The sequence below is a fragment of the uncultured Maribacter sp. genome (genome assembly GCF_963977385.1).
Lineage (GTDB): Bacteria > Bacteroidota > Bacteroidia > Flavobacteriales > Flavobacteriaceae > Maribacter.
Genome location: NZ_CAXBOU010000004.1, coordinates 13,659 through 39,528, shown reverse-complemented (window position 1 = coordinate 39,528; position 25,870 = coordinate 13,659). Strand labels below are relative to the sequence as shown.

Below are 25,870 nucleotides of genomic sequence, written 5' to 3'. Positions count from 1 at the left end.
ATTTAGTTACTTTTACAAGTACTAGAATAAAGTAATGCTAAAACAACACCTACAATTTAAATTATCCCAGAAGCTATCTCCTCAGCAGATTCAATTGATGAAGCTGATTCAATTGCCTACGCAAGCTTTTGAACAACGGTTAAAGCAAGAATTGGAGGAAAATCCAGCCCTTGAAACAGGGAAAGAAGATCTAGAAACGACATCTGATGAGTATGATGATATCTATGAAGATGATTCTGAAAATGAAACCATTAATACCGAAGATATCAATATTGATGACTATCTAAGTGATGATGAAGTTCCAGATTATCGTACCAAAGCAAATAATTATAGTTCAGACGACGAAGAAAAAAGCGTACCCTATGCTGCGGGCATTTCATTTAATCAACACTTAATAAATCAATTAAATACGTTTTATTTAAGTGATGATCAATGGACCATTGCTGAATTTCTAATAGGTAGTGTAGATGAAAGCGGATATATCAGAAGACCCATTGCCGATATCATGGACGATTTGGCTTTTACTCAAAATATTTATACCGATGAAGCTACTATCACAAAGATATTATCAATCGTTCAAGATTTAGATCCTCCCGGTGTTGGCGCTCGTTCACTTGAAGAGTGTTTAATTATTCAACTAGAACGAAAAGAAATCACGCCAAGTGTAGAAATGGCTACCGAAATTCTTAAAAAATCTTTTGAACATTTCACTAAAAAGCATTATCAAAAATTAATACAAAAGCACAATATCACTGAGGCAGAACTAAAAAGTGCTATTAGTGAAATTGAAAAGCTCAACCCTAAACCTGGCGGGTCGTATTCCGGTAACAACCGCATTGCTGAACATGTAGTTCCTGATTTTGCCATACGAATTGTTGAGGGTGAATTAGAATTAACTCTTAATGGTCGTAATGCTCCTGAATTGCATGTATCGAGAGAATATAGTAACATGTTAAAAGGCTACAAAGAAGCCAAAGACAAGTCTAAATCTCAAAAAGATACGGTAATGTTCATAAAGCAGAAATTAGATGCTGCAAAATGGTTTATTGATGCGATAAGACAACGTCAACAAACTTTGTTCATTACCATGAACTCTATCATGCATTATCAAAAGGAATACTTTTTAACCGGTGATGAGCGAAACTTGCGCCCAATGATTTTAAAAGATATTGCTGACGAGATCGGTATGGATGTCTCTACTGTATCACGAGTAGCAAATAGTAAGTACGTGGACACTCCGTATGGTACTAAATTGATAAAAGAGTATTTCTCTGAATCAATGAAAAATGAACAAGGTGAAGACGTATCTACCAAAGAAATCAAAAAAATTCTAGAGACTGTTATTCTAAACGAAGCTAAGAAGAAACCACTTACTGATGATAAGCTTGCTGGTATTTTAAAAGATAAAGGCTATCCTATTGCTAGAAGAACGGTTGCAAAATACAGGGAACAACTTAATATACCCGTTGCCAGAATGAGAAAAGAAATTTAATGAAGGTTTTTTCAAATTTCATTTCCTATCTTCTTCATCCACTTTTCATTCCTATAGGTGGTACCGTTGCTTATTTTCTTATAACCCCCAAATACACGCCTTTAGAAATACAAAGCGCTAGTATATTACCAATCTTCATATTAACGGTCATAATCCCAATTGTGACATTTTTTATTTTAAAAAATTTAGGCTTAGTAAATTCCATTTTTCTAGAAACCGCAACAGAACGTAAATACCCTCTTTATATTCATGCCACTATTCTACTTTTAATACTCTATAAGGTGATTCCTAATAATTATGTTAGTGAACTATATTTCTACTTTACAGGTCTTTTAGGAGCTACGGTTGCATGTATTCTATTATTGTTATTCAACTTTAAAACAAGCTTACATGCGGTAGGCGTTAGTAGCTTACTAATGTATCTAATTAATCTAAGCATACATTTCGAAATCAATTTAATAATAGCAATAAGTGTTTTTATTGTACTCACCGGTGCAATATTATCTGCTCGTCTTTATTTAAGAGCACACACTAGAATAGAACTTATTATGGGTATTTTTATTGGCCTGTTATCCCAGCTATTGACTGTAAGATTCTGGTTATAGAATATAAAATATAAGCCCAATACGAAGTGGTCGGTATTGAAGAACTTCACCATTAACAGTAGCACTACCATCAAATAAATCGGTTAAAGCATAATAAGCATGTAGGTTAAAAGTATTATACCCAAAGCTTAATGTTAATCCATATTGAAATTTTGAAAGATCCGTATTATAAAATCCTTCGCTAGATGTGTCTGAAACAAATTTAGACCTTGCCCCAACTATATAAGCCGCTTTGATTCCTGTATAAATTCTCCAGAACTTATATTCCTCGACTGTTGAATTACGCCACCTAAATTCTACCGGAAACTCTAAAAGATGTGTTTCTAATTTACTTCTTGTAATATCATCATCAATACTATAGGTGATTTCATCATTAGAAAAGTCAGCAACAAGATTCGAATAATAACTATTTAAAGCTAATCCTGCCCCAATACCTATAGCCTTAGTTCCTGAGCGATTTAACGGAATATCATTGATTACACCTGCTTGTAGTCCATAAGATAAATTACGTTGATTAGATCCCTCTGGAATATTTAATAAAAAGTTATAGGATAACCCTAAATAAAACTGGTCTTCAAAATATCGTTGAGTACTAATGCTATCATTAGTAGTTTGTCCAAAAGAAGAAAACGATAGAAGGATAAAAAGAAGTACAAATCGCATCTAGTAAAGTTAATGAAATAAAAAAACGCCTCAAATAAATTTGAAGCGTTTTGAAAATTTGTATACTACTAACTAACTATTGTAAATTATTAAAAGCATCTCCTTCATAGGTAGTATAATTTACCTTTAAAGCGTTCACTTTTCTTAACTCTTGTTTAATATCGGATATTAATCCCATACTAGCATTCTTATCAACTTTGAGTGCTGTTGTCAATACATTTTGAAGTTCTTGAGGTTTTTTAGCTCTCTCCATCAAAATATAATCACCAACTTCTGAAGCACTAGCGAATTTATCGTTTAATTGAATTTTTGGTTCAGTACCAAACGTCTTCTCGTATTCTTTAGTTGGTTTTCCAACATAAATATAAATTACACGATCTTTTTTCTCCAATTTCTTAACTTCACTAGCATTTGGAAGCACATTTTCAACCTTCAAAGAACTATCCTTCATTACAGTTACCGTCATGAAGAAAAACAAAAGCATAAATACAATGTCAGGAAGTGAAGCAGTGGAAACCGCCGGTATCTCTCCATCTTTTTTCTTTGCAAATTTTGACATAGTGTTACGTTTAGTTATTAATTATTCTTTTGAGGTTTCAGCTTCGGATAGTTTTTGAGGATACAATCCTTGAATACGAGTTACCTTTTCTTTCAATTCTTCTTTAACAGAATCATCAGTCTCAGGGTTTAAATATTCAGCTTCCATATCAACATACTCCTTACCAAACAACCTTTTAGATTCTCTATTACGAAGATCGTTATACGCCCCTACCAATTCATTTTGAACTGTAATGTAAGTACTGTACTTTGTTTCACGATCATTTTTAAGAGAAATAATTGCCTTTGCTGGGTTATCTGAAGATTCAGCATTACGCTTTCCTTTACAATAGCTACAATAATCTGGGCTACCTTGAGGCGCTCCGCCGTTATCTAAAAACGCCATCGCTTTTTCACGCAATTTATCAATTGAAAGAATTTCATCTTCCACCAACAATTGTCCATTTCGGTTAATATTTACCGTAAAAATGTTCTTTTGCTTAATAATTGGTGGTTCCTCCGTAGGTGGTTCCATTGGTGGAAGCATACGATCCAATCCTGCATCTGTTTCAATAGTAGTAGTTACCAAGAAAAAGATAAGTAAAAGGAACGCTATGTCCGCCATCGAACCAGCACTAACCTCTGGTGCTCCTGCTCTTCTAGCCATAGTTCTTTATTTTATTATTTACTAAACATATTTTTAATTGCTGGCAATACAAGAGAAGCTACAGCTATTATCGTCAGGATAAAGAAAACATTCAATCCCATACCAATTTTCTTAACTGTACTTTCCGTAGTCATAGCCATGAACTCAGGAGAAACATCCGTCCCACTCGCCATAACATAAGAAATACCAACTACCAATAAAAGACCACCTACAACAAACAAGGTTTTTTTCAATCCTTGTGGGTTAGAGAATAAGTTTTTCAAGGTAAAGACTAAACTTACTATAACCGCAACCGCTAAAAGGAAATAAGTTATAATAAACATAAAGTTCATAGCTCCGCTTTTAGCTGCTTCAGCAGCTGGCATATCCCTTTCAGGAAGCATGAACCAAAGAACCGCACCAAGTAATCCTATTACTACCAATGCTATTTTTACAATTTTTTGCATAATATTTTAGGTATTAAAAGTGTTACTTATTTTTTGTGATCCACCAACATATCGATTAATGAAATCGAAGAATCTTCCATATCATTAACAATGCTGTCAATTTTTGCGATAATATAATTATAAAAAATTTGAAGTATAATAGCCGTAATAAGACCAAATACTGTTGTCAATAATGCAACCTGAATATCACCTGCAATAAGAGATGCACTTAAGTTACCAACAGCAGCAATCTTCTGGAAAGCCTGAATCATACCAATTACCGTACCCATGAAACCAAGCATCGGTGCAATAGCGATAAACAATGACAACCAAGAAACATTCTTTTCTAACTGTCCCATTTGAACACCACCGTAAGCAACAACTGCTTTTTCCGCAGATTCTACACTTTCACCAGCTCTGTCCAAACCTTGGTAGTAAATAGATGCAACAGGACCTTTTGTATTTCTACAAACTTCCTTAGCAGCTTCTACACCACCTGACGCCAAAGCATCTTCAACTTGTTGTTTTAATTTAGTAGTGTTTGTACTTGCCATGTTCAAATAGATTATTCTTTCGATGGCCACAGCCAAACCAAGAATCAAACATAAAAGAACGATACCCATAAAACCGGCACCACCAGTGATAAACATTTCTTTTAACATTTGGGTAAAACCTACCTCTGCTTCTGGTGTTGCGTCTTGAAGTAATAAAGCTACTGCAGCTACTTTAGCGCTTGCCATATTTGTACCTGCTACAAATGCCCCAGCGATTGCTAGGCTTGGGAATAATTTTTTCATTTTTTCGAACTTAAATTAGTTAGTTAATAGGGTTAAAGATAAAAAAAAAACAATATAAAAAAAGTAAAACTTACTTGCAGAGAGGAAGGGATTCGAACCCTCGATACCCTTTTGGGGTATACACACTTTCCAGGCGTGCGCCTTCGACCACTCGGCCACCTCTCTAAGTTCACCCTTTTAAGGGTGGGCAAATAACAAAAAAAATATTAGTTAAAGAAATTAAACCACTGTTAATTTTAAAGCATTTCTCCACGTAAAGAAGTTTCAAAAACCGTTTTAAATAAGTCATGTGAGACATCACTACCCAATAGATACATCGCTTTTGTTATTGCCGCCTCGGTTGTAATATCCTTACCATTAATAACTTGCATTTTCTTAAGTCTTGAGCTTGTCTCGTAATGACCCATCATAACTGCACCACCAGAACATTGTGTTACGTTAATTATATGAATACCATTTTTTATTGCATCATTCAACTTGTCTAAAAACCATTCTTCCATCGGCGCATTTCCCGAACCATATGTTTCTAAAACAAGAGCTTTTAAATTTTTAGCCCCCAATATAGCATCAATAATATTTTTGTTAATTCCTGGAAATATTTTTAAAATAGCGACATTATCATCCATATTCCTATGCGCCTTTAGTCTTAATTTTCTCTTTTGTGGCAATAAATACTCATTAAATATCGTCAAATGGACTCCTGATTCAATAAGTTGTGGATAATTTAAAGAAGCAAATGCCTGAAAATGTTCTGCATTTATTTTTGTTGTTCTATTTCCTCTATATAATTTATATTCAAAATAGAGTCCCACTTCTTGAATAACAGCTTTACCATTATTTTTCAATGCCGCTATTTGAATGGCCGTAATCAAGTTTTCTTTCGCGTCAGTTCGCAAATCTCCTATCGGCAGTTGCGAGCCAGTTAAAATAACAGGTTTCCCTAAATTTTCCAATAAGAAACTTAAAGCAGAGGCTGTATAACTCATAGTATCACTACCATGCAGCACTACAAAACCATCATACACATCATATTTTTCAGCAATAATATCTGAAATTGCAACCCAATGAGTAGGATTCATGTTAGATGAATCTATAGGATGCTCAAAAGAATAGCTAGATATCGTACAATCTAGTTGATTAAGCTCTGGTATATTTTTCAATAACTGCGAAAAATCAAAAGCCTTCAACGCACCAGAAGTATAATCCTTCATCATTCCGATGGTACCCCCAGTATATATCAATAAAATACTACTCTTAACTTTGTTCAAACTTTATATTTTAGATAATTACTAAATTCCAAATACCTCTATCGAGTTATTCGTAGTTGCTATAGCAACTTGTTCATTGGGAACCCCATGAATTTCAGCCAATTTTTCAAGAACATTAACAATATAAGCACTTTCATTCCTTTTACCTCTATAAGGTATAGGGGCTAAATAAGGGGAGTCTGTCTCTAATACAATATGTTTTAATTCGATTCTATTTAAAAATGTATCTATTTTACCATTCTTAAAGGTAACAACGCCTCCTATACCCAACTTCATATTATATGATATAGCCTTTAAAGCTTGTTCATATGTACCAGTAAAACAATGAAAAATCCCTTTTAAATCTACTCCTTTCTCTTCTTCAAGTATTTCAAAAACCTCATCAAAAGCATCTCGGCAGTGAATAACGATAGGTAGTTTATTTTTCTTGGCAAGTTGAATCTGGGTTCTAAAAGCAATTTGCTGCTCTTTCAAATACTTTTTATCCCAATATAAATCAATTCCTATTTCACCTATAGCATAGTAAGTATGCTTAATCAACATCTCTTCGACATGTGCCAGCTCATCTTGAAAACTCTCTTTCACGTGAGTAGGATGTAAACCCGTCATTAAATAAACATGTTCTGGAAAATCTTTTTCCAAATCGAGCATTCGTTGAGTATACGTAGAATCAATGGCTGGAATAAAAAATCGTTTCACGCCTAAATCTATGGCTTTTTGAACAACAATATTTCTGTCCTCATCGAAAGCTTCGCTATACAAATGCGTATGTGTATCGGTTATCATCATGCCGCAAAAATAGACTTATCTTTGAAAAAAATGAGTAATGAGTACCCTCAAAAACTTTTTAAAGAAAAAAAAATATGTTCGTATTCCCCTAGTTTTAACGGCAACGGACCACTTTGAGATTAATGCAAAAATAAACTCCATTAAAGGTCGATTCATTTTAGATACAGGTGCTTCGAATACATGTATTGGCATGGACCGTATTGAACATTTCAATCTAATATCCGAAGAATCTAAAATAAAGGCTGCCGGAGCGGGAGCTACAAACATGGAAACTCTTATCTCGAAAAAAAACGTAATAGATTTACGTTCATGGCAATTCAAAAAACTTAAAATAGTATTGTTTGACTTAAAACATGTCAATGAAGCTTTGATAGCTCACAATGCTCAACCAGTAGACGGAATAATCGGAGCTGATATTTTAAAAAAATCAAAAGCAATAATAGACTACGATAAGAAATGTATTTATCTAAAAAAGAAAAAGCGTTGAGAATTCTCAACGCTTTTTGTGTTATTTATATCTTAGAAAATTTACATTTCCAAAGCCTTCTTAACATTATTATCCATTAATAAAGCCTCAGGACTTTCTAACGCTTCTTTTATAGCTACTAAGAAGCCTACAGATTCTTTACCATCGATGATACGGTGATCATAAGATACCGCAACATACATAATTGGAGCAATAGCAATAGCGCCGTCACGAGCAATAGGACGCTCAACAATATTATGCATACCTAAAATTGCACTTTGAGGCGGATTAATTATTGGCGTCGATAACATCGAACCAAAAACACCACCATTGGTTATTGTAAAAGTACCTCCTGTCATTTCATCTACAGTTATCTCACCTTCACGAGCCCTAATAGCCAGTCTTTTGACTTCTGCTTCAATACCTCTAAAAGTTAAATTTTCCGCATTCCTAATTACCGGCACCATTAATCCTTTTGGTCCCGATACTGCAATACTGATATCACAGAAATCAAAAGAAATCATTTCTTTACCATCTATCATCGAATTAACAGCTGGGTACATCTCTAAAGCCCTAACAACAGCTTTGGTAAAAAAGGACATAAACCCTAAACCAACTCCGTGTTTACTTTTAAAATCTTCCTTATACTTATTTCTAAGTTCAAAGATGGCGCTCATATCCACTTCGTTGAACGTAGTCAACATTGCCGTTTCATTCTTAGCAGAAACTAAACGCTCAGCAACTTTTCTACGCAACATAGACAGCTTTGACCTTGTCTCACCACGATTACCACCAGTAGGGGTTCCCATAGAAGGAACTGCATTTACTGCGTCTTCTTTAGTAATTCTACCGTCGCGACCAGAACCAGAAACGGTGCTTTTATCAACTCCTTTTTCGTCTAATATTTTCTTTGCAGCTGGTGAAGGAGCTCCCGATGCATATGTTTCTTTAGATTGAACTGGTTGCGGAGCTTTTTCAACTACCGCTTCTTTTTTAACTTCATCACTTTTAGACTCAGATGCCTTATCTACACCCTCCGGCTTAGCAGCACTTGTATCAATTAAGCACACAATGGCACCAACCGCTACAGCATCACCTTCTTCAGCCTTCAGAGTAATAATACCACTAGCTTCAGCTGGTAATTCTAAAGTAGCCTTATCTGAATCTACCTCAGCAATTGCCTGATCTTTTTCTACGTAATCCCCATCTTCAACTAACCACTCCGCTATTTCTACCTCTGTGATAGACTCTCCCGGTGAAGGGACCTTCATTTCTAGAATCATTCTTTCTATAATTTGATATGTTATTTTAACTCTTTGGGTTTAAACATATTATTCTTTGACTTGTCAAAGACATAATCTATTACTTGTTGATGACGTTTCTTAGATCTAACCGCACTACCTGCAGCAGGAGCAGCATAAAAACGTCGAGAAGCAACTCTAAATTTTTGAACTTCGCTAAAGTGCATTAATAAATGACTCCATGCTCCCATGTTTCTTGGTTCTTCTTGAGCCCAAACAAGGTCATCTACATTCTTATACTTAGCCATTACCTCTTGCATTTTCTCTTCAGGTAAAGGAAATAATTGTTCAACTCTCACAAGTGCAACATCATCTCTTTTCTGCTCTTCTTTAACCGACAATAAGTCGTAATAGAACTTACCGGTACAAAAAACCAAACTTTTAACTTTCTTAACATCAGCAGTTACATCATCAATTACTTCTTGAAAACCGCCTTCTGTTAAATCAGAAACTTTTGAAACCGCCTTAGGGTGTCTCAATAAACTCTTAGGCGTAAATATGATTAAAGGCTTTCTAAAATTCGCTTTCATTTGCCTTCTCAATATATGAAACATCTGTGCAGGTGTAGTTACATCTGCGATATACATATTATCCTTAGCACATAACTGTAAATAACGCTCCATTCTTGCCGATGAGTGCTCTGCACCCTGGCCTTCATAACCGTGAGGTAATAACATTACCAATCCGTTTTGAAGCTTCCATTTATCCTCTGCAGCAGAAATATACTGGTCAATCATGATTTGGGCTCCATTACTGAAATCTCCAAATTGAGCCTCCCAAATAGTTAACGTATTTGGGCTAGCCATAGCATAACCGTAATCAAAACCTACAACACCATATTCTGATAGAAGTGAATTATAGATTTGAAATTTTGCTTGTTGCTCGGAAAGCTTGTTTAATAAGACAACCTCTTCTTCGCTCTCCTCAACCTTCATTACTGCATGACGATGCGAGAAAGTACCACGTTCAACATCTTGACCGGACATACGCACAGCAAAACCTTCCTCTAAAAGAGAACCATAAGCAAGTAACTCACCCATTGCCCAATCTAAATTGTCAGATTCAAAATACATGTTATGGCGATCATTAACCAATTTCTCTACCTTTCGTAAAAACTTTTTACCCTTAGGTAATTCCGTAAGTACTTTAGCAATTTTAGTTAATTTAGTTTTATCAAAAGTGGTATCAACGACATCCATCATTGCCCATTCACGCACATTTTCAAAGCCTTTCCATTCATCAGCCATAAAAGGTGTAATGACCGTCTTATCCTCTTTTCTTGAATCTTCTAATTTTTCCTCTAAAGAATCTTTATATTGTTTTTCAAGTTGAGCGACAAAAGTATCATCGATAACCCCTTCTTTAATCAATCTCTCAGCATAAATATCTCTAGGATTCTTATGCTTTGCTATCGCTTTATATAATTTTGGCTGTGTAAACCTTGGTTCATCACCTTCGTTATGACCATATTTTCTATATCCCAATAAATCTATAAATACATCACTCGCAAATCGCATTCTATACTCTAACGCGAAAAGTGAAGCATGTACAACCGCTTCGGCATCATCTGAATTCACATGCAGAACCGGACTCAATGTTACTTTCGCAACATCAGTACAATAGGTAGATGTTCTTGCATCTAAATAGTTTGTTGTAAACCCTATTTGGTTATTAACAACGATATGTATGGTTCCTCCTGTCTTATACCCATCTAGGTTCGCCATCTGCACCAATTCGTACACCAAACCTTGACCAGCTATTGCAGCATCACCATGAACCACTATCGGTAGCACCTTTGAAAAATCATCTTGATAGTGTGTATCTTGTTTTGCTCTAGCAATACCTTCAACAACAGCACCAACGGTTTCTAAGTGCGATGGGTTTGGAGCAATGTTCATTTTGATTTTGTTACCGTTGTCAGATTTACGATCAGATGTCCAACCTAAATGATACTTAACATCGCCATCAAAAATTTCTTGCTCGTAATCTTTACCATCAAATTCACTAAAGATATCTTTCGCCGATTTACCAAATATATTAGTTAGCACATTTAATCTGCCTCGGTGTGCCATACCCATAACGAACTGTTCAACTCCCATTTCTGCTGCACGTTCAACAATTACATCTAGCGCAGGTATTAAAGACTCGTTACCTTCCAAAGAAAATCTTTTTTGCCCTACATATTTAGTATGCAAGAAAGTTTCAAAAGAAATCGCGTGATTTAATTTTTTGAGGATGTGTTTTTTTCGTTCTGGTTCAAAATTCGGATGATTGTCATTGACATTTATCCAATCTTGTATCCATTTAACCCTATTAGGGTTACGAATAAACATATATTCCACACCAATGGCATCACAATATATACTCTTAAGATGTCTAATTATTTCATTTAACGAACTTGGTCCAATACCGATGATATCTCCGGCATTAAAAACAGTAGTCAAATCAGATTCTTCCAAACCGAAGTTTTGAAGATCTAATGTTGGTTCGTAATGTCTTCTCTCTCTAACGGGGTTCGTTGCAGTGAACAAATGACCTCTACTTCTATAGCCATCGATTAAACGAATCACCTGAAACTCCTTCTGAAGAGATTCTGGCATTTCACTTTTATTGCCATTAACTATAGCTGTTGTTCGATTTTCATCAATATCTAGTTCATCTAACGAACTCTCTAGGCCAAAGTCGAAACCTTGAAAAAAGGCTCTCCAACTTGGCTCTACACTATCCGGGTTCACTAAATACTTATCATATAGCTCCGAAAAAAAAGAGGTATGAGCGGTATTCAAAAAGGAATATTTATCCATGAATTACTTTCTGTATCTTTAGAATAAATTTGTACAAATTTACAACATTTACTATATCTAACGGAAGAATACAGTGTATTATTGAAAAAAATGAAACTTTAAAACAAAATCAGCAAATGCACTTAAAAAAATTACTTTTCACACTACTGTGTTCCTTTAATATTATTTTTTCTTTTGCTCAAGGTTCAAGCAATAATTCCGATTTCTGGAACAATGTTAAATTTGGCGGCAGTATTGGTCTAGGCTTCTCCAACGATGGCTTCAATAGCTCTATATCACCAAGCGCTATCTACCAATTTAATGACCAATTAGCCGTGGGCACAAGTCTGAGTTTCAGCTATGCCAAATTTGACAATGATAAATTTTCAGCTTATGGTGGTAGTTTACTATCACTCTTTAATCCTATACCCCAACTACAGCTTTCAACCGAATTCGAACAATTGCGAATCAATAGAACGTTATTCACGCAAACCACGAACATTAAGGACAATTATTGGTTACCTGCGTTTTTTGTAGGAATTGGTTACAGCATACCCAATGTAACCTTTGGCTTACGGTACGACTTACTATATAATGATGAAAAAAGTATCTATGGTAATGCTTTGATGCCATTTGTTCGTGTTTACTTTTAATTTTTATTCTACCTTTCAACCCCTACAAAACCAACCAAAATGAATGCATTAAAAAACAGATATCTATCCTTAGACGTTTTTAGGGGAATAGATGTTGCATTGATGATTATAGTTAACTCACCTGGAAATGGTGATACCAGTTTCGGAATACTGAAACATGCCGAATGGAACGGATTCACACTCACCGATTTAGTATTCCCCACCTTTTTGTTCGTAGTTGGTAACGCTATGAGCTTTAGTATGAAAAAATATGAAGCAATGGGAGATGGAGCCTTCCTTAAAAAAATCTTCAAACGTTTTTCAATCATATTCCTTTTAGGGTTTTTAATGTATTGGTTTCCTTTTTTCGAAAACGGAAGCCTAAAACCTATTGCTGAAACTCGAATTTTTGGTGTCTTACAACGTATAGCACTCTGCTATTTGTTTGCATCTATTTTACTTCATTATTTTAAAACAAGAACCGTCATTATTTTCAGCGTGTTAGCATTAGTAGGCTATAATATACTACTAGTTGGTTTTGGAGATTTAACTTTACTGGGTAATGCAGTTTTAAAATTTGATAAATTTCTAATTGGTCCAAATCACATGTACCACGGCAACGGAGGAGTCGCTTTTGACCCTGAAGGATTACTAAGTACATTGCCCGCCATCGTTAATGTAATTGCAGGCTATCTCACAGGAAAATTCATTCAAAAAAACGGTCAGAATTTCGAAACTATCGCTAAATTGTTAATGGTAGCAGCTGTATTGGTAGTTGCAGGTTTTGCTTGGGATTTAATAATGCCATTCAACAAAAAACTTTGGTCCAGTTCATTTGTACTACTGACTAGTGGTATCGATATATTCATCATAGCCTTGTTGGTTTATTTACTGGATATGAAGAAACCAGGAAAATGGACCTACTTTTTTGAAATTTTTGGCAGAAACACCTTATTCATATACCTATTATCAGAATTATTTATTATTACGTTAGCCGTAATTTCAATGAAAGGCACAAGTGCCTATAATTGGATAGCAGATAATATTTTCATTGCAACAGCAGGTGACTACTTTGGATCACTACTTTTTGCATTATGGATTATGCTGACTTGCTGGTTCGTTGGCTACCTTATGGACAAGAAAGGTATATACGTAAAAGTCTAGTATGTGTAGGTAGAATTTGAATTGTAAATTCTACCTACTTATACCTATTTCTATACCATACTTTTTGGTATTCGCGTTTTAAGATTAGAAAAGTCATTTGATCAGCAACCTCAACGGCATCAGTAATTTCAATTTGTTGAAATTGACTTTCAGGTATATCAACTACATATAGAAGATTAAGGTATTCCGAAAAATGCTCCATCATTAAATAGTACACCTTTTCACGAATAGCAGCTATAAACGTTTGCGCATCAAACTTCAGTGGTAATTTCAAAGAAATATTAGCAAGACCAAAATCTTTCTCTATCTGGTACGTCAAATCTTCAATTAAGGTAGAATCATTAGCCAAAACCAACAACTGATTACTATTCATAACATTTAACTCCATGTCATAATATTATTAGCGAATAAAAATCTTTATCAATCTAAAGAACCTATTCTTTATAAACTACTCCGTCTTTCATAACAAAGACAACATCAGTTAGGGTGTCGACATTTTTTAAAGGATTGTCGTTTACTGCTACAATATCCGCAATATATCCTTCTTTTAATTGCCCTAATTCATCTTCACCTAAAAGCTTAGCATTTATAATTGTAGCTGATTGTAAGGTTTCTATGATTGGCATTCCCGCATTATACATATAAACGAACTCTTTACCATTATCCCCGTGTGGCGAAACTCCAGAATCAGTTCCAAAAGCAATGCTCACCCCTTTCTTATAAGCTCTTGCAAACGTAGCTTCTAACTTTGGACCGATTTCCAGTGCTTTCTTAGCCACAACAGGCGGCAAAAAATTAGGTATTTTGGCCAACCTAGCTGCCTCCCTACCCGCAGAAAGTGTAGGCACCATAAAAGCTTTATGTTTCACCATCAAATCCATTGTTTCTTCAGACATTAAAGTTCCATGCTCAATGGTTTTTATTCCACCTAAAATAGCTCTTTGCATACCCTCATCTCCATGAGCATGAGCAGCAGTAAGCATTCCGTAATCGTCAGCTGTTTCGGTAATAGCTTTTATCTCGTCGATTGTAAACTGTGGATTTTGACCATTTTTCGCAACACTCAAAACACCACCAGTAGCCGTAATTTTAATAACGTCGGCTCCTTCTTTATACCGTTGACGTACCGCTTTTCTTCCATCTTCAGGCGAATTCACCACTCCCTCTTTAGGTCCTGGATCACCCATTAAATCATTCCTAGTTCCATTAGTTGGATCCGCATGACCGCCAGTTGACGCCAGAGCTTTACCTGCAGTGAAAATTCTAGGCCCAACTATGGTTCCTTTATTAATTGCGTCTCTAAGCGAAATATTCACTCCAGAGCCTCCTAAATCCCTAACCGTAGTGAATCCTGCCATTAAGGTTCTCTTTGCATAAAGAGTAGATTGAAAAGCAATATCAGCTTCATTCTTAGTGAAGCCTTCCAAATATCTAGAAGGGCTAGATTCACTTTCGATATGAACATGCATATCAATAAAACCTGGCAATATTGTTTTAGATTTTAAATCGACAACCTTATCCGTATTTTTTCCAGCAACAAAACCGTTAACTATACTTTTGATTTTATTTCCAGAAATAACGATTGTTTTTTCAGATAATAATTTTCCTGTTTCAACATCTAATATCTGACCACATTGAAGATAAGTATCTTGGGCATTTATAAAACCTACAATCAAGAATAATAAAAATAATAAGTAATTTTTCATAAGGAGTTTTCTCTAAATTAAATAAGGGGAAATATAGCTATATTTCCCCTTATTTAAGTCTTCGAAATCAAGAAATTCAATCACGAATTTTCTGTTCCCAAATCCATGCGTAGTTCATTGCCTCTTCTAAAGTATATTCAGCTTTCCAGCCCAAGACAGTATTCGCTTTAGTTGTATCGGCATAAGCAGAAGTGATATCACCAGCTCTCCTATCAACAATTTTATAATTTAACTTTCTACCTGAAACTTTTTCAAAGCTATGAATAGCTTCCAATACAGAACTTCCTGTACCGGTACCTACATTAAAAACTTCGTAGTTCTTTTCATTCTTTCCTTGAAACAAACGCTCTAACGCAACAACATGGGCTTTTGCTAAATCGACCACATAAATATAGTCTCTAATACAGGTTCCATCTGGTGTTGGATAATCATCTCCAAATACTGACAATTCTTTTCTTAAGCCAATACCCGTCTGGGTAATATAGGGCACTAAATTTTGCGGAACTCCTATTGGCAATTCTCCGATCTCACCACTTGGGTGTGCGCCCATTGGGTTAAAATAACGTAATGCAATAGCATTTAAACTCGGAGTAACTTTACAAGTATCGGCAATAATTTCCTCCCCCATTTGCTTTGTGTTCCCATAAGGAGATTCAGCCACCTTAATAGGAGCATCTTCGGTTATAGGCATTTTATCTGCTTGACCATATACCGTACAAGATGAACTAAAAATAAAACTTGCTTTATTCTTTTTACAAAGTTCTTTTAAAATATAAACCAGTGTACCTATATTATTCTCATAGTAAAGCAATGGTTTTTCAACACTCTCCCCAACTGCTTTTGAAGCAGCAAAGTGAATAACCCCAGCAACATCTTGATGTCTTTGAAAAAACTCTTCTACTTTATGTTTCTCCTTTAAATCTAACTTTTCGAAAATTGGTTTTTTCCCAGTAATCGCTTCAATACCAATAAGCACTTTTTCGTCAGAATTAGAGCAATCATCTATAATGATTACTTCAAAACCTTTATTCTGAAGTTCTACAACTGTATGTGATCCGATGAATCCTAATCCGCCTGTTACTAATACTTTCATTTAATATGTTATTTCAACTTCTACCAAATATAAAACACTTCGAAATTTATCCATTAACAAAACCGATAACCATCTTCGTAATATGGTTAATCTGCTCTTCATCCAATTCTGTATGCATCGGCAATGAAATCACCTCTTTTACTAATTGATTAGTAACTGGAAAGTCTTCTTCTTTATATCGTTCATCAACATAAGCTTTTTGATTATGTAGCGGAATAGGATAATATACACCACAAGGAATATCGTTCTCGTTCAAATATTTCGCCAAAGCATCTCTTTTTCCGTTGGTAATCTTCAACGTATATTGATGAAAAACATGACAATCACACACATCGCAGATACCGTCACAATTATTTACGGTAACCGGTGTAACGATATTTTCTTGATTTTTAAACGCTTTTGAATATGCGCGCGCAGCATTTCTTCTAGCTTCGCAATACCCATCTAGCCTTGGAAGTTTAGCTCTAAGAACGGCAGCTTGTATAGAATCTAATCTAGAATTAACTCCAACTACATCATGATGATATCTTTCATACATACCATGGTTTACAATTCCTCTAATAATGTGCGCCAAATCATCATCATTGGTAAAAATAGCACCACCATCACCATAACAGCCCAAATTTTTAGATGGGAAAAAGGAAGTCGCGCCTACATGCCCCATACTACCCGCCATAGATTTTTTTCCATTTTTGGATAAATATTTGGCTCCTATTGCTTGTGCATTATCCTCTATCACAAATAAGTTATGCTTTTCAGCTAAGGCAAGAATAGCATCCATATTAGCACATTGTCCAAAAAGGTGAACAGGAACAATTGCTTTTGTCTTAGGAGTTATTGCTTTTTCTAATGCCTCTATATTAATATTAAACGTGTCAGGATAAACATCAACCAAAACCGGTGTTAATTGTAATAAAGCAATAACCTCTACGGTTGCGGCAAAAGTAAAGTCTGCAGTAATAACTTCATCGCCTGGCTTTAAACCCAAACCCATCATTGCAATTTGTAATGCATCTGTTCCATTTGCACATGGAATCACATGTTTTACACCAAGATATGTTTCTAACTCCTTTTGAAATGCATGAACTTCAGGACCATTAATAAAGGCCGATGTTTCTAGTATTTGAGTAATAGAGGAGTTGACTTGATCTTTTATTTCTTGGTATTGACCACTTAGGTCAACCATTTGTATCTTTTTCATCTGTTGAAATTACATGAAGTGGTACAAAAATACGAAACAGACGACACTAATTTTATGGAAAGAAACGTAATTTAGCCCAAAAGCATCAGTTTGTACTTTCTTTATAATCTTCTTGTGTTAAGCACCTCCGCTATTCTAAGGGTATTAGCGTTAATAAATGCGAAACTATCACTTTTCGTAAATGGCAGAAAAGATACTTTCCCCTTATTAAAAAAATCTATTTCAGAAGACGATAAAGTTATTTGGATACATGCTGCTTCTTTGGGTGAATATGAACAAGGTCTCCCAATTATGGAGGAACTTAAACACAACTATCCAACTCATAAAATAGTCCTTACATTTTTTTCACCCTCAGGTTTTGAAGTGAAAAAAAATAGCAAGGCTGCAGATGTAATTTGCTATCTACCTTTAGATTCTAAGAAGAATGTTGATTTATTCATAGAGGCCACACATCCTGAATTAGTCATTTTTATTAAATATGAAATTTGGCCTAATTACTTATCTGCCCTTAAAGAAAAGAACATACCTACCTTTCTAGTATCTGCTTTATTTAAAGAGAATCAGATCTATTTTAAATGGTATGGAGCTTTCATGCTAAAAGCTTTAACCATGTTTTCTCACTTTTTTGTTCAAAATGAAAAATCAAATATTTTATTAAATTCTATCGGATTTAATAATTTGACAATTGCTGGTGATACTCGTTTCGATAGAGTAAGTGAAATTCTGGATCGAGATAATTCATTAAATTTTATGACCCGTTTTAAACAGGAAAAATTTTGCTTTGTTGCGGGCAGTACTTGGCCAGAAGATGAAAATATAATTATAGATTTTATAAATAGTAATACTCATCCTATTCAATTTGTAATTGCCCCACATACCATAAAAAGAAAGCACATTGAATCTATAAAAAATGCAATTAATAAATCAGTACTGAATTATACGGAAATTGGTGATCTGACACTTGAAAATTATGAAGTTATCATAATAGACACTATTGGACTATTAACCAAAATATACAGTTATGCAGATGTTGCCTATGTAGGTGGCGGATTCGCAACAGGATTACACAACACCTTAGAACCTGCCGTATTTGGCATGCCAGTTATCATAGGGCCAAAGTTTAAAGGTTTTGCAGAAGCAGAAGATTTAGTTAAACTAAACGGCGTACAATCAATAAACAACGCTATCGATTTTAAAGAGCAATTAAATTCGTTTTTTGAAAGTGAGAAATTAAAAAATTCAACTGGCCATATAAATTATAAGTACATAAAAGAAAAAACTGGTGCAACTGAAAAAGTCATGAATGTCATAACTTCAATTTTGAGATCACAATATTCATGATTTTTACTCACTTACCTATCAAAATACCATCTAAATAATCTCCTACAGTTTAATTAGAAAAATTTACAAATCATACTTTGCACTGGTAATATCATACGTTGGTCGATTTTATAGTCTTATATCACAGTAGATTAGAGCTTATATCCCTATATTGAGTACAGAACTTTAGAATTATGATTATGGAACAAGAACTTTCTCCAGGAGTTAAAATGCTCAATGGTTTTCTCAAATTAATGATTATCTGCTTAATAATTATCCTATTATCTGTACCACTTGCTGGTATAGCAGACTGGTTAGGTTTAATCTAGTATTTTACCGTAAAACCAACTTGCAAAATTTAAATTTTAGAATTATTGTGTAAAGTACAGCTGTTTCGACAAAAAGCTATTTTGTTAGATAAAGTGCATTAATCATTACCAACAAACCACAAAAAAATAAGTCATTACAACAATTCTGTAAGGTTTTACAACAATCGTTGTTTAATTGTTGCAAACTTCCACTAGCTTTATTAGTATAACTTTAAAGTAGGTAATGTTATGAACAATTTATCATTTAAAACGGGGGTAGATACTTATCTATCCGTACTTATCATTGCAATGAACGCTTTTTTGGCAGTCGTTGCAGTTGGAACTTTTTTAGCCCTTATAGGGGTTGTTTAACGTTTTAACCATAGCCCATATTGTTAAAAAAATACGTTAAAAAAAAAGCCCCTTTAAATAAGGGGCTTTTTCATTTTATAATCTAAAAATATGTGATTCTAATTTTTAGCTTTTGATTTCTTCTTTGCCTTTCTTTTCCATATGTCCAACATATCTAATGAGAAAGGAATCGTCTGCCATATTGTAGGATAAACTTTTATATTTTTCATGTTTTAAATTCTTTGTATTTATAATATGCAAAGGTTTATATTGTTAGGAAACAATAAAACAAGCATATTATCCACTATCTATGTTGGATTACCTACAATAACATTAATCAACAATTGATTAATAGAATATTACACTTCTTTTTATTGATTTTCAGTACTTATTCAATAAACCTCTTTTTATTGCAAACAAAAAAACATTTATCATTAAATGGCTATATGCAATTGAAGTATTCGCTTATTTTAAGCTTTAGTTTCTTTCTAGCTTTTTCAAGTACTTTTTAGACACAATCAAGTCAAAAAAATAGAATGATCATTCGATCAGACATTAAAGCAGATCTAAATGATACAAAATCGTTCGTGCGATTATTTCTTTATTCGAACGAAGTATAAAATAAGGGAATGGTTGCTACCACTTCATTCTGACTACAGAGCAAAAAAAATTCGGAATCTTTGCGAAAAATAATCAAAGTATATGGTGAGGTTCAACCCAACTTGTTAAAGCATGAAAAAATTACCTAAGAGCATCAACTTTAGATAGCCTAGTAAAAAATAGCTTACATAAATATGGCATAAAGGAAGTAGGTCTTGGCATGGATTCAGAAAGGTCTGATTGGATTATTAAAATTCTAGAAGAAGAAGAAGAAGAAGAAGAAGAAGAAGAAGAAGAAGAAGAAGGCGATCGCCCACTTAAGATTTCTGTATGAGGTGGAGTAAATACACTAGCCCAGTCAATTCATAAAATAAAAAACACTAAACATTCAAAAGAAGCTAAAAGATTAATTTATAAACTTAGAATTTACACTATTTCTGATCAAAATGATAGCGGCATTTGGACTAGAAACAATTTTTCAGATTTGTTCTATATAGTAAGTTCTGGTATGAGTACAGCCAGGTAACGTGAACAAGTATAAATAACCTATATCAAAGGTTTCGACAACACAGCAATAAGCACTGGCTGGATTGCAGAACACATACAACAAAATCACGGTCGGACAGAACCTATTTAACCTGACTTCGACTGGGGCATAGAAGATGATACACCCGCATTCTTATCATTAATACCTAACGGACTTAATTTTGTAGAGCATCCGGAATTAGGAGGATGGGTGGTCGGTACGAATTATATAAACCCGATTACTCAAAGACTATAAAAGGCGGCTCAATTGTCACGAAAGCCCCTGAGACAAGAGCCAATCATAGCTACACTCCGCATATTACTAAAGAATATAGCAAATCAGTAAAACCTAACACCATTTAGTTCTATGGATACTAAAAGACTTTATGGCGTTGGAAAGATGATTTTCAAAATTATTTTGCGGCCCGTATGGATTGGTCTGTCATGAATTCTGAAGAAGCAAACTATCCACTGGTTCCCAAATTGATTCACATCGAAAAGTTTACCGTAAAATCAGGTGCAGCTTTTTTCCTGATACTTTGAAACCCACAGACCCTGATAGTGATAACCTTAACTTTTTATGGTTTCAAAACCCAGAAAATGGCTCGTATAAAAAGAAGATAAAATAGATGTAGATAATGTGCATATAGTTAACCTCACCGCACCAGAAGTGTCTAAAAAAGACACACTTCATTTCATTGTTAAGGTTTCTGACAAAGGCACACGTATACTCTCAAAATATAATCCTATAATCTTAACTGTACTACCTACTTAGTAGAACCATATTATTTCAAGAAATAAAAAACAACAAGAATTAGAAATTACTTTAAAACTAGTTTCATAAAACCTTCTTTATATGCTCGACCAATGGGGAGGTTTATATCACCTTCAAAATGAACTCGATTCCCGATAATCTTTTGAATTTTTGAAATATTTAAAATATAAGATTTATGAATTCGAACAAATTTTCTTGAATCTAAATATCCTTCCCAATAACGTAATGGTTCTTGTGACAAGTACTTTCGTTCTGTAGTGTAGATTTCAGTATAATCAGCATCAGATTGAATATATCGAATATTTGCCACTTCAATTTTAATATGTTCGTAGCCTGACTTTATAAATATCAATTCTGGGTATTGTTCTAGTTCTATAATATTCCGTTTTCTATTTTCAATATTCTTCTTTAAGGGCACTTTAGAAACAGCCTGAACAAAGCGTTCAAATGAAAAAGGCTTTAAGAGATAATCCACAACATTGTATTCATAGCTTTCAAGAGCATAGTCAGAAAATGCAGTAGTCAAAATAACATTGGGGTTATTCTTTACGACTTTAAGAAAGTCAATACCTGAAATTTTCGGCAAATGAATATCCAGAAAAATCAAATCAATAGGATTATTGTTCAAGAAATCCATCGCTAGTAAAGCATCTGCAAAGGTCGCTTTCAAATTTAAATTTCCAATATCCGCTATGTATTTTTTAAGTACACGTTGTGCGGGTGGCTGGTCTTCAATGATAATGCAACTAATCATAATTCCATCTTTGTTAGTTGTAATTTCAATTGTACATAATAAATATTCTGCTCATTTTGAATGTACAACTCATGCGCATTCGGATATAGTAATTGCAGACGTTTTTTCACATTCTTAAGCCCTATACCATTTGAAAGATTATCGGTATTGGTTACGGGTAGAAAAGAATTTCTACATTCAAAATATAAAGCTCCATATTTATCTAACTTGATATTAATATCAATAAAAATTCCGTCAGATTGGCTAGCAGTGCTATGTTTAAATGCATTCTCGATAAATACCGATAATATTAAGGGCGCAACTACAAATCCAGGTTTAATAGTACCCATATTAAAAGTCACTTTACCTCTTTCTTCTATCTGCATTTCGTTCAACTGGGTAAAATTCTTCAGATGCTCGATTTCCTTATGAAGCACCACAAAATTCTCTTTACAATCGTATAACATATATCGCAGTACCGAAGAAAGCTCTAATATAATCGAAGGAGTTTTTGGCGATTCTTCAATCGCATACGAATAAAGGTTGTTTAAATTATTAAACAAAAAATGTGGGTTAATTTGAGATTTTAAAAACAACAACTCACTTTCCTCTACAGAGCTACGCAATTCCTCTACTTCCAATTGTTTTTTTGATGCATCCCAAGCAAATTTAAATCCTGCTAAAATCATAATCACTGGCATTACATCTAACAAACTGAACACCACCCCAGGAAAATACTGTCCGCGTGTAGTCGGATAAAATATGCGCTCCAATACCAACTCTTCAACCATAATAATTAAGGTCACTACAACAACAACATATATAAAAAACTCAAAGTACTTTTTCCGATAGAAAAAACGGGGAAGTAAAACGTAGTTGATGACCAATGCACCTAACGCATAATTTATAAAAGCAATTATCTTGAATGCCTGTATTTCGGGTTGATTTTTATCGAAAGAGAAAAACAGAAACAATACAACATGCAGCACTATTTGAAAAATGACTTCTTTAGAAGTACTGTTCAAGAAGGAAAGTTTTAGTGCCATAAATTAAAAATAACCAATTGTACCGAACTAATATTGAACAAAACTGTCATCGACAGAATTAGCACGATAAACACCATTCACAATAATTATGTCGTTCGCACTATTACCTTGGTCGTTTACAGAAAATAGATTTCTTAAATGTAATGATTACATCATCTTTGAGAATAAACACTCAACCTCGTTTAAAATGCGCAACTTTTATTTCTTTTTATTACTCGGATTTTCAGTTTTCGGAATCAATCTAGCGTCCGCTCAAGCTGGCATCACCACAATTACTGGCAAAATAGTCGAAGACAATAACAGTGGCCCAATTAAATTTGCTACAGTTTTAGTTGGAAATCCTGTAGACCAAAAACCCATTGTAGGAACCACCACTATTGAAGATGGTAGCTTTATACTCGAAACAGGTGCACCTAATTTTTATATCGAAGTAAGTTTTATCGGATTCACCACTAAGAGATTCGATAATCCGAATATTGTTAATGGTAAAATCAACTTAGGCACTGTGACCATTTCTGAAGATTCGCAACAATTAGATGAAGTTATTGTAGAAGGCGAAATTTCACAAACAACATTTAAGCTAGATAAACGAATATTCAATGTTGGTGCCGATTTAAGCAGTACTGGCGCAAGTGCTTTAGAGATATTGAATAATGTGCCATCGGTAAATGTGAATATTGAAGGGCAAATAAGTTTACGTGGTAGCCAAGGGGTACAAATGCTTATTAACGGCAAACCTTCAGTAATCGCTAATGAACAGGGCAATGCTTTAGGAACCTTGACTGCAGATATGATTGAACGCATCGAGGTTATTACCAATCCGTCTGCAAAATATGATGCTGAAGGTACTTCTGGGATTATTAATATTGTTCTGAAAAAAGAAGAAAAAAAAGGATTGAATGGTGCTGTTACCTTAAATACCGGAGTACCGAACAACCATAGCATCGGCTTAAGTCTTAACCGACGTACAGAAAAATTCAACCTATTTAGCCAAATGGGTTTTGGTAGAAGAACATTCCCTAGTGACAACGAGACTGAAAACCGAAACTTGGTTGATGATACCTATATCACAAGTTTTGGGCAGAGCAATAAGAACGAAACGTTTTTTAATCTTATTTTAGGTACAGACTACCACATTAATGATCTGAATGTTCTTACCCTTTCTGGAAACTTCGCTTATGAATGGGAAAAGGAACATTCTGATGCCTTGTTCAGCACATTCGATTCTGGAAATACTAGAACAGATGCCTTTCAACGTAATGAGCTCACCACAGCCACCAACCCTAAGTATTCGTACGAATTACAATATAAAAAGGACTTTGAGGGCAATGAAGAACAATCTTTATTACTTAGCGCGACCGGAAATCTCTTTGCGAAAGACCAATCATCTGATTTTGACAATATAACTACGTTTGGTAATGGTGATGATATGCAACAGCAATCACGTACAGACTTTAGTCAGGTAGATTATACTTTTAAAGCGGATTATACCCATCCATGGGCAGAAAAGTATACGCTTGAAACAGGAGCTCAATACCAAATAAACGATGTAGAAAATGATTTTGCCATCAGTGATTTTGATGGTTCACGTTTCGTAGAAAATCCAGATTTAACCAATGTTTTTGAATGGACACAAAAAGTACTTGGGGTTTATGCTACTACAGCCTATGAAAGTGATTTATGGGGATTAAAATTGGGCGTACGATTTGAGGATACCGATTTAAGCACTTTACTAAAGAACACCAATGACAGCAATGACCAGAAATACAATAATTTTTTCCCTAGCGGTCATACCTCATATAAATTCAGTGATAATCTTTCTCTGCAAGCCGGGTATTCAAAACGAATCTTTCGTCCAAGAATGTGGGATTTAAATCCGTTTTACAACATCCGTAATAATTTTAGCATCCGAACAGGTAATGCAAACCTACAACCTGAATTCACCGATAGTTACGAGCTTACCAGCATCTATAAAATCGGTAAGGTTTCAATGAACTTGGGTGTTTTCTACAGACATACCGAAGATGTGGTAGAGCGCATCGTGGAGTTCGAAGATAATGTGAGTATTTCACGACCAGAAAATATCGGTAACAACAATACTACCGGTGTTGAATTTAATGCCAAATACATCCCTACCAATTGGCTGTCATTTACAAATGACTTCAATTATAGCCACTTCACACGGGAAGGAGATTTTGAAGGAAATTCCTTTGATTTCAAAGGAGACCAATGGTCGACGCGACTTACCAATAAATTAAAACTACCTGCAGATTTTGATTTGGAATTTATCGGTCATTACCGATCAGACTATAGAACGCTACAACAAGAAATTTCAGATAACTTGTTTATGGATTTTGGAGCACGGAAGAAAATATTAAAAGGCAAAGCAATTTTGAGCCTTAGCATTCGCGATGTATTTGCTTCACGCATACGTGAAAGCATTACCAACCAACCTGGTTTCTATTTAAGGGATTTCAGTCAACAAGGTCGCTTTATAACCTTTGGTGTTAGTTTTGGTTTTGGACGTGGAGAAGCTATGGAATTCTCGGGACAAAAACATTTTTAGGCCCGTTTAGAAAGATGCGTCATTGAACCCTTATAGGTGTTTTGCACCCAAAATAAT

At 34.6% G+C, this 25,870-nt stretch carries 23 protein-coding genes and 1 tRNA gene; 8 read left to right on the top strand and 16 right to left on the bottom strand.

The window, feature by feature from the left end; genetic code table 11:
- Window positions 1–34: 34 nt before the first annotated feature.
- On the top strand, window positions 35–1,492 hold the full coding sequence (gene rpoN, locus AAC084_RS06690) for an RNA polymerase factor sigma-54 (protein ID WP_339838602.1): 1,458 nt from the start codon (window positions 35–37) through the stop codon (window positions 1,490–1,492).
- Window positions 1,492–2,097, top strand: a complete 606-nt coding sequence (locus AAC084_RS06685; protein WP_339838599.1) for a hypothetical protein — start codon at window positions 1,492–1,494, stop codon at window positions 2,095–2,097. The genes rpoN and AAC084_RS06685 overlap by 1 nt, the downstream gene beginning before the upstream one ends.
- Here the strand turns inward: AAC084_RS06685 and AAC084_RS06680 are convergent.
- The 8 genes from AAC084_RS06680 to AAC084_RS06645 form a co-directional block, all read right to left on the bottom strand.
- Window positions 2,092–2,760, bottom strand: coding sequence for a porin family protein (locus AAC084_RS06680; RefSeq protein ID WP_339838596.1), 669 nt, complete (start codon window positions 2,758–2,760; stop codon window positions 2,092–2,094). The two genes, AAC084_RS06685 and AAC084_RS06680, sit on opposite strands and share 6 nt — an antisense overlap.
- A 76-nt stretch (window positions 2,761–2,836) precedes the next feature.
- Entirely contained in the window at window positions 2,837–3,319 is a 483-nt protein-coding gene (locus AAC084_RS06675; protein ID WP_339838593.1) for a biopolymer transporter ExbD, read from the bottom strand.
- Between the two features lie 21 nt (window positions 3,320–3,340).
- Entirely contained in the window at window positions 3,341–3,964 is a 624-nt protein-coding gene (locus AAC084_RS06670; protein WP_339838590.1) for a biopolymer transporter ExbD, read from the bottom strand.
- A 14-nt stretch (window positions 3,965–3,978) separates the two neighbouring features.
- Window positions 3,979–4,410: a hypothetical protein gene (locus AAC084_RS06665; RefSeq protein ID WP_339838587.1), complete on the bottom strand. Its 432-nt coding sequence runs from the start codon at window positions 4,408–4,410 to the stop codon at window positions 3,979–3,981.
- A gap of 26 nt (window positions 4,411–4,436) precedes the next feature.
- Window positions 4,437–5,186: a MotA/TolQ/ExbB proton channel family protein gene (locus AAC084_RS06660; RefSeq protein WP_339838585.1), complete on the bottom strand. Its 750-nt coding sequence runs from the start codon at window positions 5,184–5,186 to the stop codon at window positions 4,437–4,439.
- A gap of 77 nt (window positions 5,187–5,263) precedes the next feature.
- Window positions 5,264–5,351, bottom strand: a tRNA-Ser gene (locus AAC084_RS06655).
- Between the two features lie 71 nt (window positions 5,352–5,422).
- Window positions 5,423–6,454: an asparaginase gene (locus tag AAC084_RS06650; protein WP_339838582.1), complete on the bottom strand. Its 1,032-nt coding sequence runs from the start codon at window positions 6,452–6,454 to the stop codon at window positions 5,423–5,425.
- Window positions 6,455–6,475: 21 nt separating this feature from the next.
- Entirely contained in the window at window positions 6,476–7,243 is a 768-nt protein-coding gene (locus tag AAC084_RS06645; RefSeq protein ID WP_339838579.1) for a TatD family hydrolase, read from the bottom strand.
- A 37-nt stretch (window positions 7,244–7,280) separates the two neighbouring features.
- Between AAC084_RS06645 and AAC084_RS06640 the strand changes: the two genes are divergently transcribed.
- Complete coding sequence (locus tag AAC084_RS06640; protein ID WP_339838577.1) at window positions 7,281–7,730, top strand: retropepsin-like aspartic protease; 450 nt, start codon at window positions 7,281–7,283, stop codon at window positions 7,728–7,730.
- A gap of 41 nt (window positions 7,731–7,771) precedes the next feature.
- On the opposite strand, the gene odhB is transcribed toward AAC084_RS06640, so the two are convergent.
- Together odhB and AAC084_RS06630 are read right to left on the bottom strand one after the other, a co-directional pair.
- Window positions 7,772–8,992 (bottom strand): 2-oxoglutarate dehydrogenase complex dihydrolipoyllysine-residue succinyltransferase, encoded by a 1,221-nt coding sequence (gene odhB, locus AAC084_RS06635; RefSeq protein WP_339838575.1) that lies wholly within the window; start codon window positions 8,990–8,992, stop codon window positions 7,772–7,774.
- A gap of 20 nt (window positions 8,993–9,012) precedes the next feature.
- Window positions 9,013–11,814 (bottom strand): 2-oxoglutarate dehydrogenase E1 component, encoded by a 2,802-nt coding sequence (locus AAC084_RS06630; protein WP_339838573.1) that lies wholly within the window; start codon window positions 11,812–11,814, stop codon window positions 9,013–9,015.
- Window positions 11,815–11,930: 116 nt separating this feature from the next.
- On the opposite strand from AAC084_RS06630, the gene AAC084_RS06625 reads away from it, so the two are divergent.
- The gene (locus AAC084_RS06625) at window positions 11,931–12,446 is read left to right on the top strand and encodes an alpha-ketoglutarate decarboxylase (RefSeq protein WP_339838570.1); all 516 of its coding nucleotides are present in this window, start codon (window positions 11,931–11,933) and stop codon (window positions 12,444–12,446) included.
- Between the two features lie 39 nt (window positions 12,447–12,485).
- Window positions 12,486–13,589, top strand: a complete 1,104-nt coding sequence (locus AAC084_RS06620) for a heparan-alpha-glucosaminide N-acetyltransferase domain-containing protein (RefSeq protein ID WP_339838566.1) — start codon at window positions 12,486–12,488, stop codon at window positions 13,587–13,589.
- A gap of 34 nt (window positions 13,590–13,623) precedes the next feature.
- Here AAC084_RS06620 and AAC084_RS06615 read toward each other — a convergent pair whose 3' ends face one another.
- From AAC084_RS06615 to AAC084_RS06600, 4 genes are all read right to left on the bottom strand, one after another.
- Complete coding sequence (locus tag AAC084_RS06615; protein ID WP_339838563.1) at window positions 13,624–13,977, bottom strand: hypothetical protein; 354 nt, start codon at window positions 13,975–13,977, stop codon at window positions 13,624–13,626.
- 46 nt (window positions 13,978–14,023) lie between these two features.
- Window positions 14,024–15,295, bottom strand: coding sequence for an amidohydrolase family protein (locus tag AAC084_RS06610; protein WP_339838560.1), 1,272 nt, complete (start codon window positions 15,293–15,295; stop codon window positions 14,024–14,026).
- A 76-nt stretch (window positions 15,296–15,371) separates the two neighbouring features.
- A complete protein-coding gene (galE, locus tag AAC084_RS06605) occupies window positions 15,372–16,388 on the bottom strand; it encodes a UDP-glucose 4-epimerase GalE (RefSeq protein WP_339838558.1) in 1,017 nt (338 codons plus the stop codon).
- A gap of 46 nt (window positions 16,389–16,434) precedes the next feature.
- Window positions 16,435–17,589: a DegT/DnrJ/EryC1/StrS family aminotransferase gene (locus tag AAC084_RS06600; RefSeq protein WP_339838555.1), complete on the bottom strand. Its 1,155-nt coding sequence runs from the start codon at window positions 17,587–17,589 to the stop codon at window positions 16,435–16,437.
- A gap of 114 nt (window positions 17,590–17,703) precedes the next feature.
- Here AAC084_RS06600 and AAC084_RS06595 point away from each other — a divergent pair, with 114 nt between their 5' ends.
- Entirely contained in the window at window positions 17,704–18,930 is a 1,227-nt protein-coding gene (locus AAC084_RS06595; RefSeq protein WP_339838553.1) for a glycosyltransferase N-terminal domain-containing protein, read from the top strand.
- 536 nt (window positions 18,931–19,466) lie between these two features.
- The gene (locus AAC084_RS06590; protein WP_339838551.1) at window positions 19,467–19,589 is read left to right on the top strand and encodes a hypothetical protein; all 123 of its coding nucleotides are present in this window, start codon (window positions 19,467–19,469) and stop codon (window positions 19,587–19,589) included.
- 1,925 nt (window positions 19,590–21,514) lie between these two features.
- On the opposite strand, the gene AAC084_RS06585 is transcribed toward AAC084_RS06590, so the two are convergent.
- Complete coding sequence (locus AAC084_RS06585) at window positions 21,515–22,222, bottom strand: LytTR family DNA-binding domain-containing protein (RefSeq protein WP_339838548.1); 708 nt, start codon at window positions 22,220–22,222, stop codon at window positions 21,515–21,517.
- Complete coding sequence (locus AAC084_RS06580; RefSeq protein WP_339838546.1) at window positions 22,219–23,247, bottom strand: histidine kinase; 1,029 nt, start codon at window positions 23,245–23,247, stop codon at window positions 22,219–22,221. Before AAC084_RS06580 ends, AAC084_RS06585 begins: the two co-directional genes overlap by 4 nt.
- A 187-nt stretch (window positions 23,248–23,434) precedes the next feature.
- Here AAC084_RS06580 and AAC084_RS06575 point away from each other — a divergent pair, with 187 nt between their 5' ends.
- On the top strand, window positions 23,435–25,813 hold the full coding sequence (locus AAC084_RS06575; RefSeq protein ID WP_339838543.1) for a TonB-dependent receptor: 2,379 nt from the start codon (window positions 23,435–23,437) through the stop codon (window positions 25,811–25,813).
- Window positions 25,814–25,870: the final 57 nt, after the last annotated feature.